The sequence below is a fragment of the Frankia sp. ACN1ag genome, from assembly GCF_001414035.1.
In the GTDB taxonomy this organism is placed as follows: Bacteria; Actinomycetota; Actinomycetes; order Frankiales; family Frankiaceae; genus Frankia; species Frankia torreyi.
Genome location: NZ_LJPA01000003.1, coordinates 12,645 through 29,995 on the forward strand (window position 1 = coordinate 12,645; position 17,351 = coordinate 29,995).

Below are 17,351 nucleotides of genomic sequence, written 5' to 3' on the forward strand. Positions count from 1 at the left end.
GCCGGTGTCAGTCACTGCGCAGCGCCTCGATCGGCGCGAGCCGGGCCGCCCTGGTCGCGGGGTAGACGCCGAACGCCACCCCGATCGCGATCGCGATGGCGATCGAGCCGACGGTGGCGGTCGGGGAGATCGAGATCGGATCGGAGATCAGGCTCGGCAGGATGGCGGCCCCGGCGAGGCCGAGGGCGGTGCCGAGCAGGCCGCCGGCGAGACCCAGCACGGACGCCTCGACGAGGAACTGCCGCCGGATCACCCGCGGGGAGGCGCCGAGCGCCTTGCGCAGGCCGATCTCACGGATCCGTTCGGTCACCGAGACGAGCATGATGTTCATGACTCCGATGCCCCCGACCAGCAGGGAGATCCCGGCGACGCCGGCGAGCAGCACCGTCAGGGTCCGGTCGACCGAGGTCGCGGTGGACAGGATCGACTGCTGGCTGGTGATGGAGAAGTCGGCCGCCGTGGGCGTCGTGATCCGGTGCCGAGCCAGCAGCTCGTAGTCGGCCTCCTGGTAGGCGGCCGACAGGGTGTGGCCGGAGGTCGCCTCCAGGTAGATGTTCTGGACGGAGTTCCGGCTCACGCCACCGGTGATCCGGTCGGCGGCGGTCGTGATCGGCACGATGGCCTGGTCGTCCTCGTTGGTGTTCGCGGACGAGCCGGCGGCGGTCAACGTGCCGATGACCGTCATCGGCACCCCCGAGACGGTGACGGACTGCCCGACCGGGTCGCGCGCGCCGAACAGCTCCTCGGCGGTGGTCGCGGCCAGCACCGTCACGGCCGCGTGGTCGGCCACGTCCTGGCCGCTGATGAACCGTCCCGCGCCGATCGCGCGGGCGCGCACCGACAGCCAGTCGGGCGTGGTGCCGACGACCGAGGCCGTCCACGAGGAGCTGCCGGCGGCCAGCGCCGCGGACCGGGAGGTCGTCGGTGCGACTGCCCGGATGTCGGGGGCCACGACCGTGGATCGCAGCGCGTCGGCGTCGGCCCGGGTGAGGGTCGACGCGCTGCCGAAGCCGCCGCGTACCCCGTTCGTCGTCGTGCTGCCTGGGGCGACGATCAGCAGGTTGCTGCCGAGCGCGTTGATCTGGCCCCGCACCTTGTCCTGCGCTCCCTCGCCGAGCCCGACGGTGAGGATGACCGCGGCGACGCCGATGAGGATGCCGAGCATCGTCAGCCCGGACCGCAGCCGGTGCGAGCGGACCGCCTCGAGCCCGGTCCGAATGATCTCCGCCCAGCTCACGCGCGCACCTTCCGCGGCGCCCGGGCGCCCGGACCCGAATCGGCCGTGACCACGCCGTCACGAACCTGCAGGACCCGGTCCGCCGCGGCGGCGACCTCGGCCTCGTGGGTGATCAGGACGATCGTGCGGCCGAGGTCGTGCAGGCGCCGGAACAGCCCCAGGACGTCCTCGGTGGACGCCGAGTCGAGGTTGCCCGTCGGCTCGTCGGCGAGGATCAACGACGGGTTGGTGACCAGCGCCCGGGCCACCGCGACCCGCTGCTGCTGGCCGCCGGAGAGTTCCGCCGGGCGGTGCTCGACCCGGTCGGCGAGCCCCACGTCGGCCAGCGCGTCGACGGCCCGTTGCCGGCGCTCGGAGCGCGGACCCCCGGCGTAGCAGAGGGGAAGCTCCACGTTGCGCCAGGCGGTCATGGAGGGGAGCAGGTTGAACTGCTGGAAAACGAACCCGATCCGCCGGTTGCGGACCTCGGCGAGCTGGTCCTCCGACATGCCGCCGACATCCTCGCCGGCCAGCCGGTACAGGCCCGACGTCGGAACGTCGAGGCAGCCGAGAATGTGCATCAGCGTCGACTTCCCGGACCCGGACGGGCCCGTGATCGCCACATATTCACCTTCCTGGATGGACAGGCTGACCCCGCGCAGGGCTGCCACCTCGAACAGCCCCGACCGGTAGGTCTTGCGGACGTCCGTCAGCTCGATGACGGCGGTGCTCGCCCCGGACTCGTTCGCCCCGGATTCGTTTCGCCCGGGTCCGATCGGGCCGGGTTCGTTTGCCCCGGATTCGTTCGCCCCGGGTTCATCCGGTCCGGATGCGATCGGTGTGGATTCGGTGGGTGGAGAGTCGGTCGGTGTCATCCGGCGGCCCGTCCACCAAAGCCGGTGCCGCCACCAAAGCCGGTGCCGCCGCCAAACCCGCCGCCCCCGCCGAACCCGCCGCCCCGGAACCCGCCACCCCCGCCGCCGGCGCCGGCGCCGAACCCACTGCCGGTACCGCCCATCCGAGCCCGGGTGGGCGAGCCGCCGACGACTGGGACGACGACCTGGTCACCGGCCACGAGCCCGGAGGTGATCTGGGTCTGCGCCCCCGAGGTGACGCCGGTGGTCACCACCGTGGAGACCTGATGGCCGCCGCGCACCCGGTAGACGACGGTCTGCGACCCCGAGGTGTGCAGCGCCTGACTGGGGACGGTGAGGACGTCGGAGAGCTGCCGGACGATGATCGAGACGTCGGCGCCGACGCCCGGGTGCAACCCGGCAGGGGTGCCCGTGACGTTGATGGTCACCGGGTAGCTGGCGACACCGGAGGTGCTGGTCGCGATGAGGCCGATCGTGCCCACGGTGCCGTAGATCGTCGCCGAGCCGCCGGCGCCCGACAGACCCGCACCCGCCCCACCCGTGCCACCCGCCCCACCCGAGCCGGTGACCCCGCCCGAGCGACCCGCCCGCGCGGCGACGGTCGTGGCGCCGGTCGAGCCGGTCGGGGTGATGACGGCCTGGTCGCCGGTCTTGAGCTGGCCGATCGCCGTGTCGTCGACGGTCGCGTTGACCAGGTAGGAGTCCGTGCCGACCACGACGATCTGGGCACCGGACGCCGAGGAGGACGACGACGTCAGCGAGGACGACGCGCCCGAGCCGGACCCGCCGCCGTTCCCGCCCAGGCCGCCCGAACCCGAGCCGCCGCCCGAACCCGAGCCGCCGCCCGAACCCGAGCCGCCGCCCGAACCGGAGCCCGAAGCGCCACCCGTACCCGAGCCGGAGCCGGACCCGCCGGCGGATCCGCTGCCCGACCCGCCGGCGAGCTGCTGGCCGACGGTGAGGTTGACCACGGCGACGGTCCCGGCGATCGGCGACGTCATCGCGCTCGCGGCGAGATTGCGCTGCGCGGTGGCCGCCGCGTCCTGCGCCGAGGTCAGCGTGGCTTCGTCGGCCGTGAGCTGGGCGCCCGTCACCCCCGACGCCTGGTCGGAGGCGACCTTCGCCTGGTCGTTCGCCACTGTCGCCTGTGCCTGGGCGGCCGCGGTGGCGAGAGCCGCCGAGTCGATGGTGGCGAGGGTCTGCCCGGCCTGGACCTTGTCGCCGACGGCGACCTTGACCGCGGTGATCTTGCCGGACACGGCGAACGAGAGGTTGGCCTGCTGGGTCGGTTCGAGGGTGCCGGTCGCACTCACGGTCTGGCGGATCTGCCCGACGCTCGCCGCGACGAGCCTGGACGAGACCGGCGTGCCCGAATCCCCGCTCAGGGCCCAACCGAGCAGCCCACCGCCGACGGCGACGACGACCACGGCGGCAATCACGACGACGCGTGCGCGGCCCCGGGGAAGCCGAACCCGGCGCCCGGCGGATGACGGGGGGCGGGCACCCCGTCGGGTTCTACGATGGGACGGCTCCGGCGGCTCGATGATCTGCCGCGGCGCCGTTTCGTCTGCCGACAAGGACGACAAGAACCCTCCAGGATGACCCGCGATCCGGGGTGCGGCCGCCGGAAGGCACGTAGAGGTTGAATTTCCGTTGTCTTTTTGGGTTACCGGCGGGCAACGCCCGCGAGAGTTCCGTTGGGGCGGTCCGTACTCTGATGCAAGATCCTAAAGGTTCGCTGGTGGGTTCCTGTGAAAATTCTTAGCGAATCGTTTGGATATCGGGCTGCGGCGGCACAGCACAGTCAAGCTGTGAATAGGCTGTGAACTTCGGGGTTGGCGGCACGGTCGCCTGCCGCGTCCGGTCCGTTCGCCGAGCCCCGCCTCTCGGCCATGCCGACCATGCCCGTTCGACGCCAAGGGAAAGAAAACCGCGAAAGTCAACGCCTACCGGTGGCGGCGTCTGTTCTTCTCGTCGACTATGAACCGCTCGCCCTCTGTGCAGGCCCGCCAGCCCGGCCCTGACCGACCGCGCTCACTCCGGCCGCGGGCTGGGCGCTGGACCTGTTCCGCGGCACGCAGACACGCGAGCACGGAGACATCGAGATCGCGGTCCCCGCCGCGCACTTCCCCGAGATCCGCGACCGCTTCCCCGGCTACGCCTTCGACGCGGTCAGCAGCGGCCGGATCTGGGAGAACGCCACACCGGACGTGCTAGCCGCCACACACCAGACCTGGCTGCGCGACCATGCCACCGGCAATTACCTCCTTGATGTGTTCCGAGAACCCCACGACGGCGAGACCTGGATCTGCCGGCACGACCAGACGATCCGCCTTGCCTACGGCGAGATCATCCATCACACCCCGGACGGCATCCCGTACCTGGCGCCCGAACTGGTCCTGCTGTTCAAGGCCAAGCACGCCCGCCCCAAGGATCAGGCAGACTTCGACGAAACCATCCCTCACCTGACCCCAGCCCAGCGCCGGACCCTGGCCAGGCTTCTCGCCCGCGCGTACCCAGGCCACCACTGGCAAGCTAACCTGTAGCCGTTGGATTTGGCTCCGTTTCACGGTGCAGGCACGCTGGGTGCTGTTGCGCTGGCCCGATGAAACCTTGGGCTCGACCAGTCCTCGCGCCTGCGGGACCGGTCGGCGTGCGACGCCCCGTCGGTTGGCGGAGGCATCGCTATCCCGGGCGCGGTACGTTTACGGCATTCCGCGCAATCAGGATGGTCTGACCGGGCGAGAGGGGCGTGTCGTGGCGGATCCCGATGGTTGGGAGCCGAGTAGCCATCTGCGGTGGTCTGAGTCACCGACGGCTCCCAGGGTGGACCTGAAGACCGAACAGCCGCACTCGGCTCGCATCTACGACTACCTGCTGGGCGGCAAGGACAACTTCCCCGCCGACCGGGAGGCCGCCGAGCAGGTGATCGTCGGGTTCCCGCAGATACGGACGACGGCTCGGCAGAACCGGTACTTCATGGCGCGGGCGGTTCGGTATCTCGCCGGCGAGGCGGGGATCACCCAGTTCCTCGACATCGGCACCGGCATTCCGACGTCGCCGAACCTGCACGAGATCGCGCAGGAGATCGTCCCGGCGGCCCGGGTGGTCTACGCCGACAACGATCCGATCGTGCTCGTCCACGCCCGTGCGCTGCTGACCAGCAGCCCGGCCNGCCGGACCACCTACCTCGATGTCGACCTGCGCGACGTCGAGACGATCCTGACCTCGGCCGAGCTGCACGACACCCTCGATCTGACCCGCCCGGTCGCCCTGTCACTGATCGGGATCCTGCACTTCTTCCCCGACGAGGTCGACCCGTACGCGATCGTCGCCCGGCTGCTCGACGCCCTGCCCGCCGGCAGCTTCCTCGCGCTCACCCACGGCACGCCCGACTTCGCCCCGGCCGAGAGCGAGCAGGGGGCGCAGGCCTACCGGGCCCGCGGGGTTGCCGTGCAGTTGCGCCGCCGCGAGGAGGTCGCTCGGTTCTTCGACGGCCTCGACCTGGTCGACCCCGGCCTGCGGGTCGTGCACCGCTGGCGGCCCGACGGCGACGTCGACGTCGACGAGAGCCTGACCCACACGCAGGTCGGCGTCTACGGGGCCATCGGCCGCAAGAGCTGACGCCCTGCGCGGGAGGCGGCCGCGCAGGGCGCTCGATCGATCGGGCGGCGGAGGTCAGCGGAGGTCAGCGGAGATCAGAAGCCCGGAAACGCCGCGCGCAGGAGGTTGAGATCCACGCCGTCGGCCTCGACGGGCGGGGTGTGGGCGGCGTCGAGACGGCCGTAGACCAGCCGAACGAACGCCTCGGCCGGCAACCGAAGCCGGGCGGGCCGCGGCGTGCCGTCCCAGGGCCCCAGGGCCACGGCATCGCCGAGATCGAGGGCGATCTCGCGGTCCGGGTCGGTGGTGGTGACGTGGATCCGGGCGGGGCTGGTGGGCTTGCCGGCGANCCCGGCGATCATGCCGAGACCGTCGATGAGCAGGTCGACGGCGCCCGCCTCCACGGTGGCGGCGGGGTCGAGCATGACCGCGACGTCCCAGGTGTGTACGGCGTGCTCGCTCAGCCGGAGCCGGACGACCCCGGCGGCATCCAGGCTCATCGGCCCGAGCGCGATCCGCAGGCCCGCGAGCTGGGCATCGTCGAGGGCCTCGTACGCCTCGACCAGGGCCAGATCCGCGGGCAGCGCGTCGGCGGCCTGCGCGTCCGGGGTCCTGGCGTTCCAGGTGTCCCAGACGGCGACGAACGCGTCCTGGCCGGGGGCGTCCTGCCCGGCGACGGCGGCGTCGAGGACGAGCCGGCCGATCTCGGCGCCGGACCCGAGGTGGGACAGCACCTGGGCGATCGTCCACTCGTCGTCGTAGGAGGGCCCGCGCACCGCCTGGGCGTCGAGCGGCTCGGCGAGGGCGCGCAGCCGCTCGTGCGAGCGGCGCAGGCTGGCGATGACGGTGCGGGCGTCGGTCAAGGGGACGACTCCTTCGGACGGGGGCCTCGGCGGCGGGGCCGGTGAAGCCGGCCGTGACGACCGCCCACGGAGGTGGACCTCATCGTTCCAGGTCACGACGATCCGCGCCGCTCCGGCCTCCTCGGCCGGCTGCTCGCACTGCACCGGAGATGTGCTCGGCCGCCCGACGCGGGGCGCCACCAGCGTCAGGCGGCCGAGGTTGGGGCAGGCGTCAGGCGCACTGACCGGATCGCGGTCCGATCACGACGTTGCCTGTCTGCGTCAGGGTCGGCTGGTTGCCGGTGCAGCTCAGCGGGCCGGTGACGTGGTTGTCGCGGAACTCGGGCACCGCGTCGTCGGGCAGTGGGCCGCTGCCGCTGTTGCCGGTGATCCGGGCCGGGCCGGTGATCGTGTTCGCGGAGGCCTCGAGGCCCCCGGTGTTCGCGTCCACGGTCAGCGGGCCTTGCAGCGTGTTGCCCGCGCAGGGCGTGACGTCGGCGGCGTCGGCACCAAGCAGGACGTAGCCAGAGGCGGCGTGGACCGTCACCGGGCCGGTGATCGTCGACCGGCAGGCGGTGAGGGCGAGCGCCCCCTCGACGGACACCGGGCCGGTGACCATGGCGCCGGTGAGCGCGAGGGCCCCGCCGGAGCGGACGGTGACCGGGCCGACCTGCCGGCCGCCCGGTCCGACGCACAGCGCCTGGCCGGCGGCGACCGTCAGGGGTCCGGTGCGCGTCGTCGTGACGCACGGCTGGCTGAACCCGACGGTGACGTCGGTGGATCCGGCCGTGGTGCCCGGCGCGAAGGCCGGGTCGCCGCCGTAGCTGGCCGTGATCGCGTGGGTGCCGGGCTGGAGGCCGCTGACGCTGACGCCGGCCTGCCCGCCGCTGAGCGACGCCGTCGCCAGGGTCGTGGGACCGTCCAGGAAGGTGACCGTCCCGCCGGGGGTGCCGGCGGCCGGGTCCGCGCCGGTGACGGACGCGGTGAGGGTGACGGTCTGGCCGAACAGCGGTGTGGTCGTGCTGGCGGCGACCGAGACCGAGGCGCCGTAGCGGAACGACACCGTCGCGTGACCGTTGCCGTGGTTGACGCCGCCGACGAGCACGGCGTCGGTCACCGTCGGCGCCGCGAAGCCGCTGCCGCCGCCACCGCCCGCGCCGTAGAAGTTGCCCGGGTCGCCGCCGCCGGAGCCGCTGCCGCCGCCGTAGTAGCCGCCGCCGCCTCCGCCGCCGCCGTTGCCGCCGCCGCCGCCGTTGCCACCGGAGCCGCCGCTGCCCGGATTGGGCTCGCCGGTCCAGGGATCGGTGTCGCCGCCCGGGATCCCCGGACCGCCCCGGGCCGAGTTCGGGCTGCCCGTGCCGGGCGCGGTCTGCGTCGCACCGCCGCCGGCGACCCCGGAACCCTCCGGGCCGCCGCCCTGGCCGCCGGCCGCCCCGGCGAGGCCGCCGCCGTCGCCGCCGTGCAGCAGCGGGCCGCCGTTGCCGGCGCCGCCGCCGGCGCCGGCCACCAGGACCCGGTCGGCCGCGCCGAAGGCGCCGACCCGCACGTCCGAGCCACCGCCGCCCGCACCGCCGCCGCCGTGCGCACCGCCGCCGCCGGCCCCGTGGCCGATGCCGCCGCGCCGGGCGAACTCGCCATGCCGCGACGTCCCCGGAACGCCCGCGGCGCCGACGGTGAGCTGGAGAACCTGCCCGGGGCTGACGGCCAGGGTGCCGCTGGTCTCGCCGCCGAGGCCGCCGGGCGCGCCGGTGTTCGGCGGGTTGGGGGCCACGAAGCCGGCCGCGCTGCCGCCCTCGCCGCCGAACAGGTCGATGCGCACGCTGGTCACGCCGGCGGGCACGGTGAAGGTGTCCGTGCCCGCCGTGGTGTAGGCGCAGGTGGGCGGGGAGGTGGTGAGGGCGCCGGTCGCCCCGCAGGTGGCCGTCCCGCCCGCGGCGTCCGCGATGGCGGGCAGGGGTACCGCGACGGCGACGGCCAGGACACCGGCCGCGCCGGCGATCGCGGCCAGCCTGCCTCTGGGCATGGTGATACGACGGTTCAAGGGAATCGACATCGCCTTTCGGATCAGACGCCGTCGTCGGCGCACAGCGCCCAGGCGTCGGTGTAGGTGCTCGGCGAGCTGGCGCCGCCGGTGTGGCTGAAGGCCGTCCAGTAGGCGGCGGTGGTGGTCCCGTCGCTGACGGGGCTGCCGCCGGAGGTGCTGGGGAAGCTGCCGTTGAGGTGGTCGCCGCCCGAACCCGGGCCGGTGAAGTCGGTGGTCGTCACGCTGCCGCCGCTGATGGCGGCGCCGCCGCTGATCAGCTTCCCGTCCCCGCCGCCGCAGCCGACCGTGGCCGTCTGGCCGGTGGTCGCCGAGGTCGGCCCGCTCACCTCGCTGTAGCGGACCTTCACGGTGGCTCCGCTGACGTTGATGCCGCTGCCGCTGCAGATCGCGTAGGCGTAGGTCACGTTGCTGGTGCCGCCCCCGCCGCCGTTCCACCCGACGGACGCCCAGGAGTTCGGGTTGGTCGCCCCGTCGGCCGCCGCCTTCTGGCCGTAGTCATGGGCGGCGTCGTTGAAGGTGGGGAAGCTGGCGATCGGCTTGAGGCTGCCGATGCTCGCCGGGGTGGTGCGCGCGCCACCGCCGAGCAGGATCGTGTTCGCCGGGCAGGTCGCCACCACCAGGTTGACCGTCGACGCCGCCGAGGGCCCGCTGGCCTTGTTCATCACCACCTGGGTGTGGTTGACGAGGTTGCTGGTCAGGCAGGTCGCGTAGGGGGTGGTGGAGAAGGAGGCGTCGGTCGCGCCCCCGGTGCCGCCGATGCCGAGCCAGTGCGTCACGTCGGTGCCGACGACGCCGGTGGTGCCGGTGTACTCGGTGCTGCCGTCGGAGCTGGGCTCGCTGCCCATCACGTGGTTGCCGTTCGAGACCGAGCCGGTGCCGATGGCCTGGTTGATGCCGCCGCCGGCGATGAGGCCGCTGGAACAGTCGGCGTGGGTCGAGATCTCGGCAAAGGTCGAACCGGGCCCGCTGGTGGCGCCGGGTGTCTTCACGGTGACGCCCACGGTGTTGGCGTGCGCGGTTCCCGGTACCGCCACGGCCAGCAGGGCGCTCAGCCCCAGCACGGCGACACCGCCCATCGTGCGACTACGCAGGGTTACTTTCGGCATCAGATCCTCCTCTGGTGCGAGGCGGCTCCCGACCCCGAAGTGACCGGCACGGGGTGGCCGGCGGCCGGCGGCGGCCCACGCGCGCAGGCGCGCAGGCGCGGCCGTCTCCCGAGGTCAGGAGCCAGGCCGCAGCCGGCATGGCTTCGCGGATACGGACGTTAGCACCGCGAAAGTCCGTATACACGGCACGTTGGGCGAACTTTGTGCGCGAATGAGGACCTGTTACTTGCTGTAACCGATTCGGGGGAGAGCTGCCACTACCTGCGGCGCAGCGCGGCGAGGCAGAGGGTCAGGCCCGGACCGAACGCCATCGCGACGGCGGTCGCTCCGGCGGTGAGGTCCCCGCGGATCTGGTCGAGGACGAGCAGGACGGTGCCCGACGAGCAGTTCCCCCGGGTCTCGAGGACACGGCGAGCCCCGGCGGTCTGCGCGGGCGCCAGGGACAGGCGCTCCTCGACGACGTCGACGATGCGCGATCCGCCGGGGTGCACGGCCCAGCCGCGGACGTCGCCCGGGTCCGCGGCGATCGGGCCCAGCAGCGCGGCGGTCGCCTCCTCGACGTGCTTCGCGAGGACGTCGGGCACCTGGCGGGACAGCCCCATGCGGAAGCCATGGTCGGTGACGTGCCAGGTCATCAGGTCCTCGCTGTCCGGGACGGTGGCGGCGGTGGTGTCGAGCACCTCCAGGCCGTGGGCGGCATCGGGGACGAGCACGATCGCCGCGGCGGCGTCGCCGAACAGGGCGTGCGCGACGACCTGTTCCAGATCCCGGTACGGCTGCTCGGGCTGGCTGTGCAGAGAGGTCAGTTCCACGCAGAGCATGAGCGCGGGCAGCCGGTGGGACCGGACGAAGTCCGCCGCCGCGCCCATCCCCGGGATGGCGCCGTAGCAGCCCATGTGCCCGATCAGCAGGCGGCGCACCGACGCCGGCATGCCGAGCTCGCGGGCGAGCTGGATGTCCAGACCCGGCGTCGCGTAGCCGGTGCAGGAGACGACGACGAACAGCCCGACCTCGGCGGCGCTCAGTCCGGCGTCCGCCAGCGCGCCCCGCACGGCCCGGCGGCCCAGCGGGGGTGCCTCGGCCATGTAACGGCGCATCCGCGCGGCCGTCGACCAGGCGCTGACATCCTCCCGCCGCGGATCCACCACCCCGTGGCGGGTCCGCACCCCGGCGCCGAGGAACAGCCGACGGGCCAGCTGGTCACCCCGGTACCGCCGCTCGAAGACCTCGTCCCACAGGCTCTGCTGGTCGAGGGAGCCGGGAAACGCCGCACCCATGCCCGTGATGACGGCGGCGCTGGGCGTTCCGGCGCTGGGCGTTCCGGTGCTGGGCGTCCCGACGCTCACCACCGGGCCGCGTCCGCGTCCGCCTCCGGGTCGCCGCCCAGCGCCGCGAGCCCCAACCAGTCGGCGCAGACGTCGGTCGTCGCGGGCTGCAGGGACCCGCAGCGGGCGTCGCGGTAGAGCCGTTCGAGCGGGTGCCCGCGGCGGGTGACGGCGGTTCCGCACGCCTCGACGACCGAGGCGGCGACGTCCTGTGCGGTCCGTCCGGCGAGCAGCTTGGCCCGCCACACCCACCGGTTCGTCGACGCCGAGCCCGGGTCGGCGTCGACCCGGCGCGCGCACTCGTCGACCACCGCGTCCAGCGCGGCCAGCGCCGCGTCGGCATGGCCGAACCGGGCCCGTACGGCGGGCAGTTCCGCGAGGCCGCCCGGCATCCCGGCCGTGCGCCTGGCGCGGGCGTACGCGACCCCCGCGTCGAACGCGGCCCGGCCGACCCCGGCGTAGACGGCGGCGTAGGAGGCGACCAGCCACTGCGGCATGACCTGCGCCACCAGCATGCTGAGCCCCTCCACGCCACCGACGAGCGCCTCCGCCGGCACGAGGACGTCGAGGCGCACATCGTGGCTGCCGGTGCCCCGCATGCCGAGGGTGTCCCAGGTCGGTTCGACGCGCACCCCGGCCCCACGCGGCACGAGAAAGTGACTGACCCGCGCGGCGTCCGGCGTGGAGTCGTCGGCGCGGGCGGCGACGAAGTAGACGTCCGCGTGGGACGCCCCCGAACAGAACGACTTCACTCCGGTGATGCGGTAGCCGCCGTCCTCGCGCCGGTAGCGGGTCCGCAGCTCGGACAGCCGGGACCCCGCGCCCCGCTCGCTCATCGCGACGGCGATGAACTCCCCGGCCGCGGCGCGGGCGAGCATCCGGTCGCGGGCGGCGAAGAACGACTCCGGTGCCCCCATCGCGCGGGCGAGCCCGTCGGGCGTCCCGGCCAACGCCCCCACGACGGAGGTGTGCATGTTCAGGACCAGGGCGGTCGCGCCGCTGCCCGCGGCGAGCACCCGCGCCGCATCGGCCCAGTCGGCGAAGCCGCCGCCGGACCCGCCGAGGCGGGCGGGCACCAGCAGGCCGAGCAGCCCCGCGGCGCGCAGATCGTCGAGGTCGGCGACGGGCAGCTCCCCGTCCCGGTCGGCGGCGCCGGCACGGGCGGCGATCGCGTCGACGACCTCCCCGGCGAGCCGCGCGCCGTCGACGGCCGGGCCGCGAGGTGCCGGGATCGTGGCGTTCAACGGTCGTCCCTCCCGGTCTCGATCCTGGTCCCGACCGCCTGGTAGACGCCGGCGGTGGAGCCGGTCGGCAGCATCCGCACCGAGTCGGCCCGGCGGGCCAGCCAGCGGGCGTAGTCGACGAGCGAGGGGCGAAGGCCGCCCACGACCGTCATCTCGATGCCGCAGGCGCCCAGCGCGCGGGCCAACCGGTCGGGCGCGACGAGCAGTCGGGGATCGTGGATGCGCGGCGGTGGCCCACCGGGAAGGCGTTCGGCGAGGCCCACCAGAGCCACCCGGCAGAACAGCGTGTCGGCGAGCGTGTCGATGACGAGCGTCCCGCCCGGGGCGAGTACCCGCGCGATCGCCGCGCAGGCCGCGTCCAGATCCTCGAGGTGCTCGAACAGCTCGCCGGCGACGACGCAGGGGAACTGCCCGTCCCGGAACGGCAGGCACCGCACGTCGGCCTGGATCGCCGCGACGCCGTGCCCGGCGGCCTGCCGCAACGCCGGCGAGGACAGGTCGACGCCGACGTGTCGCCAGCCGGCGAGCCGGCCCGTCAGCGTCAGGGAGAGCAGCCCGGCGCCGCAGGCGAGGTCGAGCAGCGCGGCGCCGGGTTCCGGCGGATCCGGGATGAGCCGGCCACGGGCCTCGGCGAGCCAGCGCAACGCGGCGAACCGTCCGTGCGTCGGCCACCACTCGGCGGCGAGATCGTCGTACTGGGCGGGATCGTTGCGCGCCCGCCGCGGCCCACGCCGTGGCCTACGCCGTGCCGCGACCATGGCGCCGGTCGGGATCGATGCCGGTCGGCCCGTCGACCTGTCCACATGTCTCCCGGTTGGTCTGGAGAATCCGTTGTCCGCGGCTGACGTGGCGACCGGTCCGACGCAGTCTGTGCTTAGATTTTTGCTCAGAGTAACCGTCGGCCCGCTCCGATCCAATGACCTGCGCAGATGTCGGCTGGCCTGCGCGGTGTCGGCTGCGCTGGGCGGTGTCGGGGTCAGGCCGGGCGGGTGCCGGCGGCGACGACGAGCGCGACGTCGATCGCGGCGACGGCCATCGCGGCGCGGAACGCGTGCCGGTCGCCGAGGCGCAGGCCGAGCCCGGTCAACCCGGCCACCGCGGCCAGCGCGCCCACCTGCCAGCCCCGCGGGTGCCCCGGGCCGAGCACCGCGACGACGGAGCCCGCCGCGAGCAGCAGCGCCGCCGACGCTCGCACACCGACCGGGCCGAGGCGCTGCGGCAGCCCGCGTACCCCCGTGCGGGCGTCGGCATCGAGGTCCGGCAGGACGTTGGCGAAGTGGGCGCCCGAGCCGAGCAGCGCCCCCGCCAGCGGCAGCCACCACGGTGGCGTGGGATGGCCGGGCAGTCCGAGGACGACGGAGGCGGGCAGCAGCGCGAACGAGACGGCATAGGGGACGACGGACAGCGGGGTCGCCTTCAGCCCAAAGTTGTACGCCCACCCGCCCGCGACCGCGGCGAGATGGGCCGACCCCGCCCGCCCGCCGGAGAGGAAGGACAACGGCACGCACGCGACCAGCGCCGTCGCAGCGGCCCCGGCGACCATCGCCGGCGCCAGGCCGTCGACGACGATCGGCTTGTCGGTCCGGCCCCCGGCGGCGTCCCGGCCACGGTCGACGAGGTCATTGCTCCAGCCGACCGAGAGCTGGCCGGTCCCGACCGCCGCCGCGACCGCGACGACCCCGGCCCTCGTGCGACCGCCGGCGGCCGCGAGCGCCGTCGCGAACAGCGTCACCGCGACCGTCGGCTCCACATGGCAGGCCCGCATCAGCGCGACAGTCCCCCTAACCGCTGGCCTGGCCGCTCCCGCCACTGCTCCTGTGGCCACTCGTCTTGCCGGTTCTGGCACGGGTCCGACCGTCTCAGAACTGCAGACCCGGCACAACGCCGCCCCGCCGTCTGCCGCCCCGCCGTCTGCCGCCCCGCCGTCTGCCGCGCCGCCGCCGCCCGCCAGCTCGGATCGTGGCCAGATTGCGGCCAAATCGTGCCGAGGCTTCGGTACGGTTTTTCGGCCTGAAACCGTACCGAAGCCTCGGCACGTTTCCGTGTATGACTGGTGACCCGATTGTCCGGGCATCGCTGGTTGCTCAGGCTCGGTGGTCGCGGCGCTGGATGACGATGAGGCAGGTGTCGTCGTCGGTGTCGGGCCTGGTGTGCGCGAGGACGTGGTCGGCCTGCCGGGCGACGTCGGGCTGGCGCTGGGCGGCGATCTCCAGCAGGGCCCCCAGGGAGGTGTCCAGTCCGGTGCCGCGGCGTTCGATGAGACCGTCGGTGAACAGCAGGAGAAGGTCCTCGGGGGCCAGGTGGTGGATGGCCTCCTCATAGGCCGCGTCGGGCTCGACGCCGAGCAGCAGGCCGTCGGGCTGCGNCAGCGTGCTGGCCTTGCCGCCGTGGACGAGGACCGGGGGCAGATGTCCCGCGCGGGCCCACCGCAGCGTGTGGTCCGACGGTCGGTACAGGCCGCAGACGACGGTCGCGGTGATGTCGTCCGTCAGGTGGTAGGTGACCCGGTTGAGCCAGCGCAGCAGGTGCGCGGGGCCCGCGCCGGTGACGGCGAGGCCGCGAAGGCTGTTGCGCAGGGTCACCATGCCGGCCACGGTTCGGATGCTGTGGCCCGCGACGTCACCCACGACGAGCAGGACGTCGCCGCCGGGGAGGGTGACCGCGTCGTACCAGTCGCCGCCGACGAGGTGTTCCTGTTCGGCCGGGCGGTAGCGGACGGCGACCGCGAGTCCGCTGGCCTCGACGGCCTCGTCCGAGCCGGGCAGGAGTGCCCGCTGCAGGGTGAGCGCGAGGCGGTGCTGGCCGGCGGCCCGCGCCTCGGAGTCGGCGAGCTGGTGGCGGGTGGCGTCGAGGACGACCTGCGTGCGGTAGTGGCTCGTCAGGTCCTGATAGACGCCGCGGACCGCGACCAGCGTCCCGGCGGTGTCGGTCACGGGTTCGGCGAGCGCGCGGAGCTGGCGCATCGTCCCGTCGGGGAGCAGGACCCGGAAGGAGACCGTGACCGAGCGCTTCAGCCGTAGCAGCGCGTCGCGGAGCTGGTCGACGGCCGCCCGGTCCTGGGGATGAACGTGCGTGTGGAGATCGTCGAGGGGGATGGGCGGGGCGTGGCGGGCCCGGCCGAACAGCTCGTAGGTGTGCCGGGTCCAGCGGACCGCGCCGGTACGGATCTCCTCCTGCCAGGCGCCGAACCGGCCGAGGCGTTCCACGGCGCGCAGCAGGGAGTACTCGCCCGCGCTCGCCTCGCCGACGGTCCAGCCGATGGCGACGCCGTCGAAGAGGCGGGCGATGCGCACGTCCACCTCCTCGCCGACGACCACGTCGTCGACCAGGGTGAGCAGGACGGTGCCGTCGGCGCGGTACGGCTCGCCGGTGCGCAGGACCTCGACCGCGCGCCCGAACAGGCCCGCGTCGGCACCGAGGAGGGGGTAGAGCTCCAGCAGGCCGCGCCCGCGCAGCTCGGCGGGTGGGCGCCCCCCCGGATCCTGGAAGCCCTCGCCGACGTGATCGATACGGAAGTCGAGCACCTCGCCGTCGTCGGCGCGCACCGCCTGCGCCAGCAACACCGACCCGCCCACGGCGTCGAGCAACGCCGGCAGCCAGGCGACCCTGGCCGCCAGGGTCGCGAAGCCCTCGGGGGTCTGCGCTGCCGCGGCGCCGGGCGTGCCGCCGGGTCCGCTCGTCGGCCGCAGGCTGTGCAGGCAGAGATCGGCGAGTGCGGTGAGTTCGCGCCGTAGCCCCTCGCCGAACTGCGCGCGCGACGCCGGCCAGCAGATCTCCATGGCGCCCACGACAGCGCCGGCCCGCCGGAACGGCAACGCCGCACGTGCGCCCCGCCAGGGGCCCAGCCGGGCCGGCCCGTCAGTGCCTCCCGTGCTGTCTGTGCCCCCCGCGCCGATCCCGCCGGCCGCAGGTCCCGGCGGGGATCCGGTCGGCCACCACTGGGGTGCGCCGAGGCGGGCGGCGCGCTGGGCGGCGCAGTCCAACTGCGGCGGGATCCGCTGCCAGCGGCTCGCGTCGAGCGGACCCAGACCGGCCTCCCCGACCAGGGCGAGCGCGCCGTCCGGCTCCAGCATCCAGAAGGCCACCGCCACCGCCCCCAGCGGGGCCAGGACCTCGTCGTGGACGGCCTGCGCGACCGGGCAGCCGTCGGCGGCGTGGCCGACGGCGGCCTGCGCCAGCCAGGATCGGCGGCGAGCATCGGAGTCGAGCGCCGGCCGGGGGGACGCGCCCGGGGCCTGGCCGAGCACCTCGGCCGCGAAGTCGGCCGGGGCCACCCCGGCCGCGGCGGCGAGGCCGCGAAGCTGCTCGCCCGCCTCGGCCACCGAACAGTGCAACCGCTCGACGAGCACCCCGATGGCGACGTCGATCAAGGCGTCGGATGCGGTGCGTGACCGGGCTTCTGCGAGCTGCCGCTGCTGGCGGGCGATCACGCTCAGCATCCCTGCAGCGGGGCCGGACCGGCCAGCGCTGCCTTGCGCGGAGCCCACGACCGTGTCTCCTTGTCCACCCCGAGCGCTGGCCGTTCACCAAGACAAGGGTGTATGGCCGGGACGCCGGTCTTGTCGCCCTTACCCTACTGCAGAAGCTTCCAACGGATCTGGACATCGACCGCGACGGCTCCCGGAGGGGCGGCCACCGTAGGCGACAGGCTGGAGGGCAACGGTGACCGAGGTCACGGATCGTGAAGCAGTACGCGCGAGGCTGGATGATCCGGCCCTGCGGCAGCTCCTGGCCGGGCTCACCGCCGTGCGGGGCGGCGACTTCGGCACCCGCCTGCCCCGGGTCGGTGACGATCTGCTGGACGAGATCGCCACGGTCTTCAACGGGATGATCGACCAGCTCGCCCTGTTCACCTCCGAGGTGACGCGGGTGGCGCGCGAGGTGGGCACCGAGGGCAAGCTTGGCGGCCAGGCCGAGGTGCCCGGCGTCTCGGGCTCGTGGAAGGACCTGACGGACAACGTCAACGCCATGGCCGGCAACCTGACCGGTCAGGTCCGCGACATCGCGCAGGTCGCGACGGCGGTGGCGAAGGGTGACCTGTCGCAGAAGATCACCGTGGACGCCCGGGGTGAGATCCTGGAGCTCAAGAGCACGAT

13 protein-coding genes and 4 pseudogenes are annotated in these 17,351 nt (G+C 74.0%); 4 read left to right on the top strand and 13 right to left on the bottom strand.

The window, feature by feature from the left end; translation table 11 throughout:
* Positions 1 to 7: 7 nt before the first annotated feature.
* From UK82_RS02800 to UK82_RS02810, 3 genes are read right to left on the bottom strand one after another with little or no spacing between them, the layout of a single operon-like run.
* Entirely contained in the window at positions 8 to 1,237 is a 1,230-nt protein-coding gene (locus UK82_RS02800; RefSeq protein WP_044888081.1) for an ABC transporter permease, read from the bottom strand.
* On the bottom strand, positions 1,234 to 2,091 hold the full coding sequence (locus tag UK82_RS02805; RefSeq protein WP_083507028.1) for an ABC transporter ATP-binding protein: 858 nt from the start codon (positions 2,089 to 2,091) through the stop codon (positions 1,234 to 1,236). The genes UK82_RS02800 and UK82_RS02805 overlap by 4 nt, the downstream gene beginning before the upstream one ends.
* On the bottom strand, positions 2,088 to 3,530 hold the full coding sequence (locus UK82_RS02810) for an efflux RND transporter periplasmic adaptor subunit (RefSeq protein ID WP_055406226.1): 1,443 nt from the start codon (positions 3,528 to 3,530) through the stop codon (positions 2,088 to 2,090). The genes UK82_RS02805 and UK82_RS02810 overlap by 4 nt, the downstream gene beginning before the upstream one ends.
* A gap of 618 nt (positions 3,531 to 4,148) precedes the next feature.
* Between UK82_RS02810 and UK82_RS02815 the strand changes: the two genes are divergently transcribed.
* From UK82_RS02815 to UK82_RS35190, 3 genes and pseudogenes are all read left to right on the top strand, one after another.
* Complete coding sequence (locus tag UK82_RS02815; RefSeq protein WP_044888079.1) at positions 4,149 to 4,637, top strand: hypothetical protein; 489 nt, start codon at positions 4,149 to 4,151, stop codon at positions 4,635 to 4,637.
* Positions 4,638 to 4,917: 280 nt separating this feature from the next.
* The coding region (locus tag UK82_RS35185) for an SAM-dependent methyltransferase (RefSeq protein WP_396230439.1) at positions 4,918 to 5,265 on the top strand (348 nt) is incomplete at its 3' end.
* 1 nt (position 5,266) lies between these two features.
* Positions 5,267 to 5,715 (top strand): annotated as a pseudogene (locus UK82_RS35190) (SAM-dependent methyltransferase); the annotation flags it as partial.
* Positions 5,716 to 5,789: 74 nt separating this feature from the next.
* On the opposite strand, the pseudogene UK82_RS35195 reads toward UK82_RS35190, so the two are convergent.
* From UK82_RS35195 to UK82_RS02860, 10 genes and pseudogenes are all read right to left on the bottom strand, one after another.
* A pseudogene (locus UK82_RS35195) lies at positions 5,790 to 6,043 on the bottom strand (hypothetical protein); the annotation flags it as partial.
* 1 nt (position 6,044) lies between these two features.
* Positions 6,045 to 6,737: pseudogene (locus UK82_RS35200) on the bottom strand (maleylpyruvate isomerase N-terminal domain-containing protein); the annotation flags it as partial.
* Positions 6,738 to 6,768: 31 nt separating this feature from the next.
* Positions 6,769 to 8,559 carry an Ig-like domain-containing protein gene (locus UK82_RS02830; protein WP_055406228.1) on the bottom strand — a complete coding sequence of 597 codons (1,791 nt, stop codon included), beginning with the start codon at positions 8,557 to 8,559 and terminating at the stop codon, positions 6,769 to 6,771.
* 41 nt (positions 8,560 to 8,600) lie between these two features.
* Positions 8,601 to 9,686 (bottom strand): hypothetical protein, encoded by a 1,086-nt coding sequence (locus tag UK82_RS02835; RefSeq protein ID WP_044888077.1) that lies wholly within the window; start codon positions 9,684 to 9,686, stop codon positions 8,601 to 8,603.
* Between the two features lie 257 nt (positions 9,687 to 9,943).
* Positions 9,944 to 10,963, bottom strand: a complete 1,020-nt coding sequence (locus tag UK82_RS02840; RefSeq protein ID WP_044888089.1) for a type III polyketide synthase — start codon at positions 10,961 to 10,963, stop codon at positions 9,944 to 9,946.
* 65 nt (positions 10,964 to 11,028) lie between these two features.
* Positions 11,029 to 12,255: an acyl-CoA dehydrogenase family protein gene (locus tag UK82_RS02845; RefSeq protein ID WP_173667227.1), complete on the bottom strand. Its 1,227-nt coding sequence runs from the start codon at positions 12,253 to 12,255 to the stop codon at positions 11,029 to 11,031.
* Positions 12,252 to 13,013 carry a methyltransferase domain-containing protein gene (locus UK82_RS02850; RefSeq protein ID WP_044888076.1) on the bottom strand — a complete coding sequence of 254 codons (762 nt, stop codon included), beginning with the start codon at positions 13,011 to 13,013 and terminating at the stop codon, positions 12,252 to 12,254. The genes UK82_RS02845 and UK82_RS02850 overlap by 4 nt, the downstream gene beginning before the upstream one ends.
* Before the next feature lie 218 nt (positions 13,014 to 13,231).
* Positions 13,232 to 14,020, bottom strand: a complete 789-nt coding sequence (locus UK82_RS02855; protein WP_044888075.1) for a UbiA family prenyltransferase — start codon at positions 14,018 to 14,020, stop codon at positions 13,232 to 13,234.
* 319 nt (positions 14,021 to 14,339) lie between these two features.
* On the bottom strand, positions 14,340 to 14,620 hold a 281-nt coding region (locus tag UK82_RS35205), incomplete at its 5' end, for a SpoIIE family protein phosphatase (RefSeq protein ID WP_236705432.1).
* A gap of 1 nt (position 14,621) precedes the next feature.
* Positions 14,622 to 16,694: pseudogene (locus UK82_RS02860) on the bottom strand (SpoIIE family protein phosphatase); the annotation flags it as partial.
* A gap of 223 nt (positions 16,695 to 16,917) precedes the next feature.
* Here UK82_RS02860 and UK82_RS02865 point away from each other — a divergent pair.
* On the top strand, positions 16,918 to 17,351 hold a 434-nt coding region (locus tag UK82_RS02865), incomplete at its 3' end, for a HAMP domain-containing protein (RefSeq protein WP_161849085.1).

What these genes read in the sequence shown, in the direction of transcription:
- UK82_RS02835 (WP_044888077.1), bottom strand. Translation starts at nt 9,686, where the DNA reads ATGCCGAAAGTAACCCTGCGTAGTCGCACGATGGGCGGTGTCGCCGTG.
- UK82_RS02855 (WP_044888075.1), bottom strand. Translation starts at nt 14,020, where the DNA reads ATGCGGGCCTGCCATGTGGAGCCGACGGTCGCGGTGACGCTGTTCGCG.
- UK82_RS02805 (WP_083507028.1), bottom strand. Translation starts at nt 2,091, where the DNA reads ATGACACCGACCGACTCTCCACCCACCGAATCCACACCGATCGCATCC.
- UK82_RS02830 (WP_055406228.1), bottom strand. Translation starts at nt 8,559, where the DNA reads ATGCCCAGAGGCAGGCTGGCCGCGATCGCCGGCGCGGCCGGTGTCCTG.
- UK82_RS02850 (WP_044888076.1), bottom strand. Translation starts at nt 13,013, where the DNA reads ATGGTCGCGGCACGGCGTAGGCCACGGCGTGGGCCGCGGCGGGCGCGC.
- UK82_RS02840 (WP_044888089.1), bottom strand. Translation starts at nt 10,963, where the DNA reads ATGGGTGCGGCGTTTCCCGGCTCCCTCGACCAGCAGAGCCTGTGGGAC.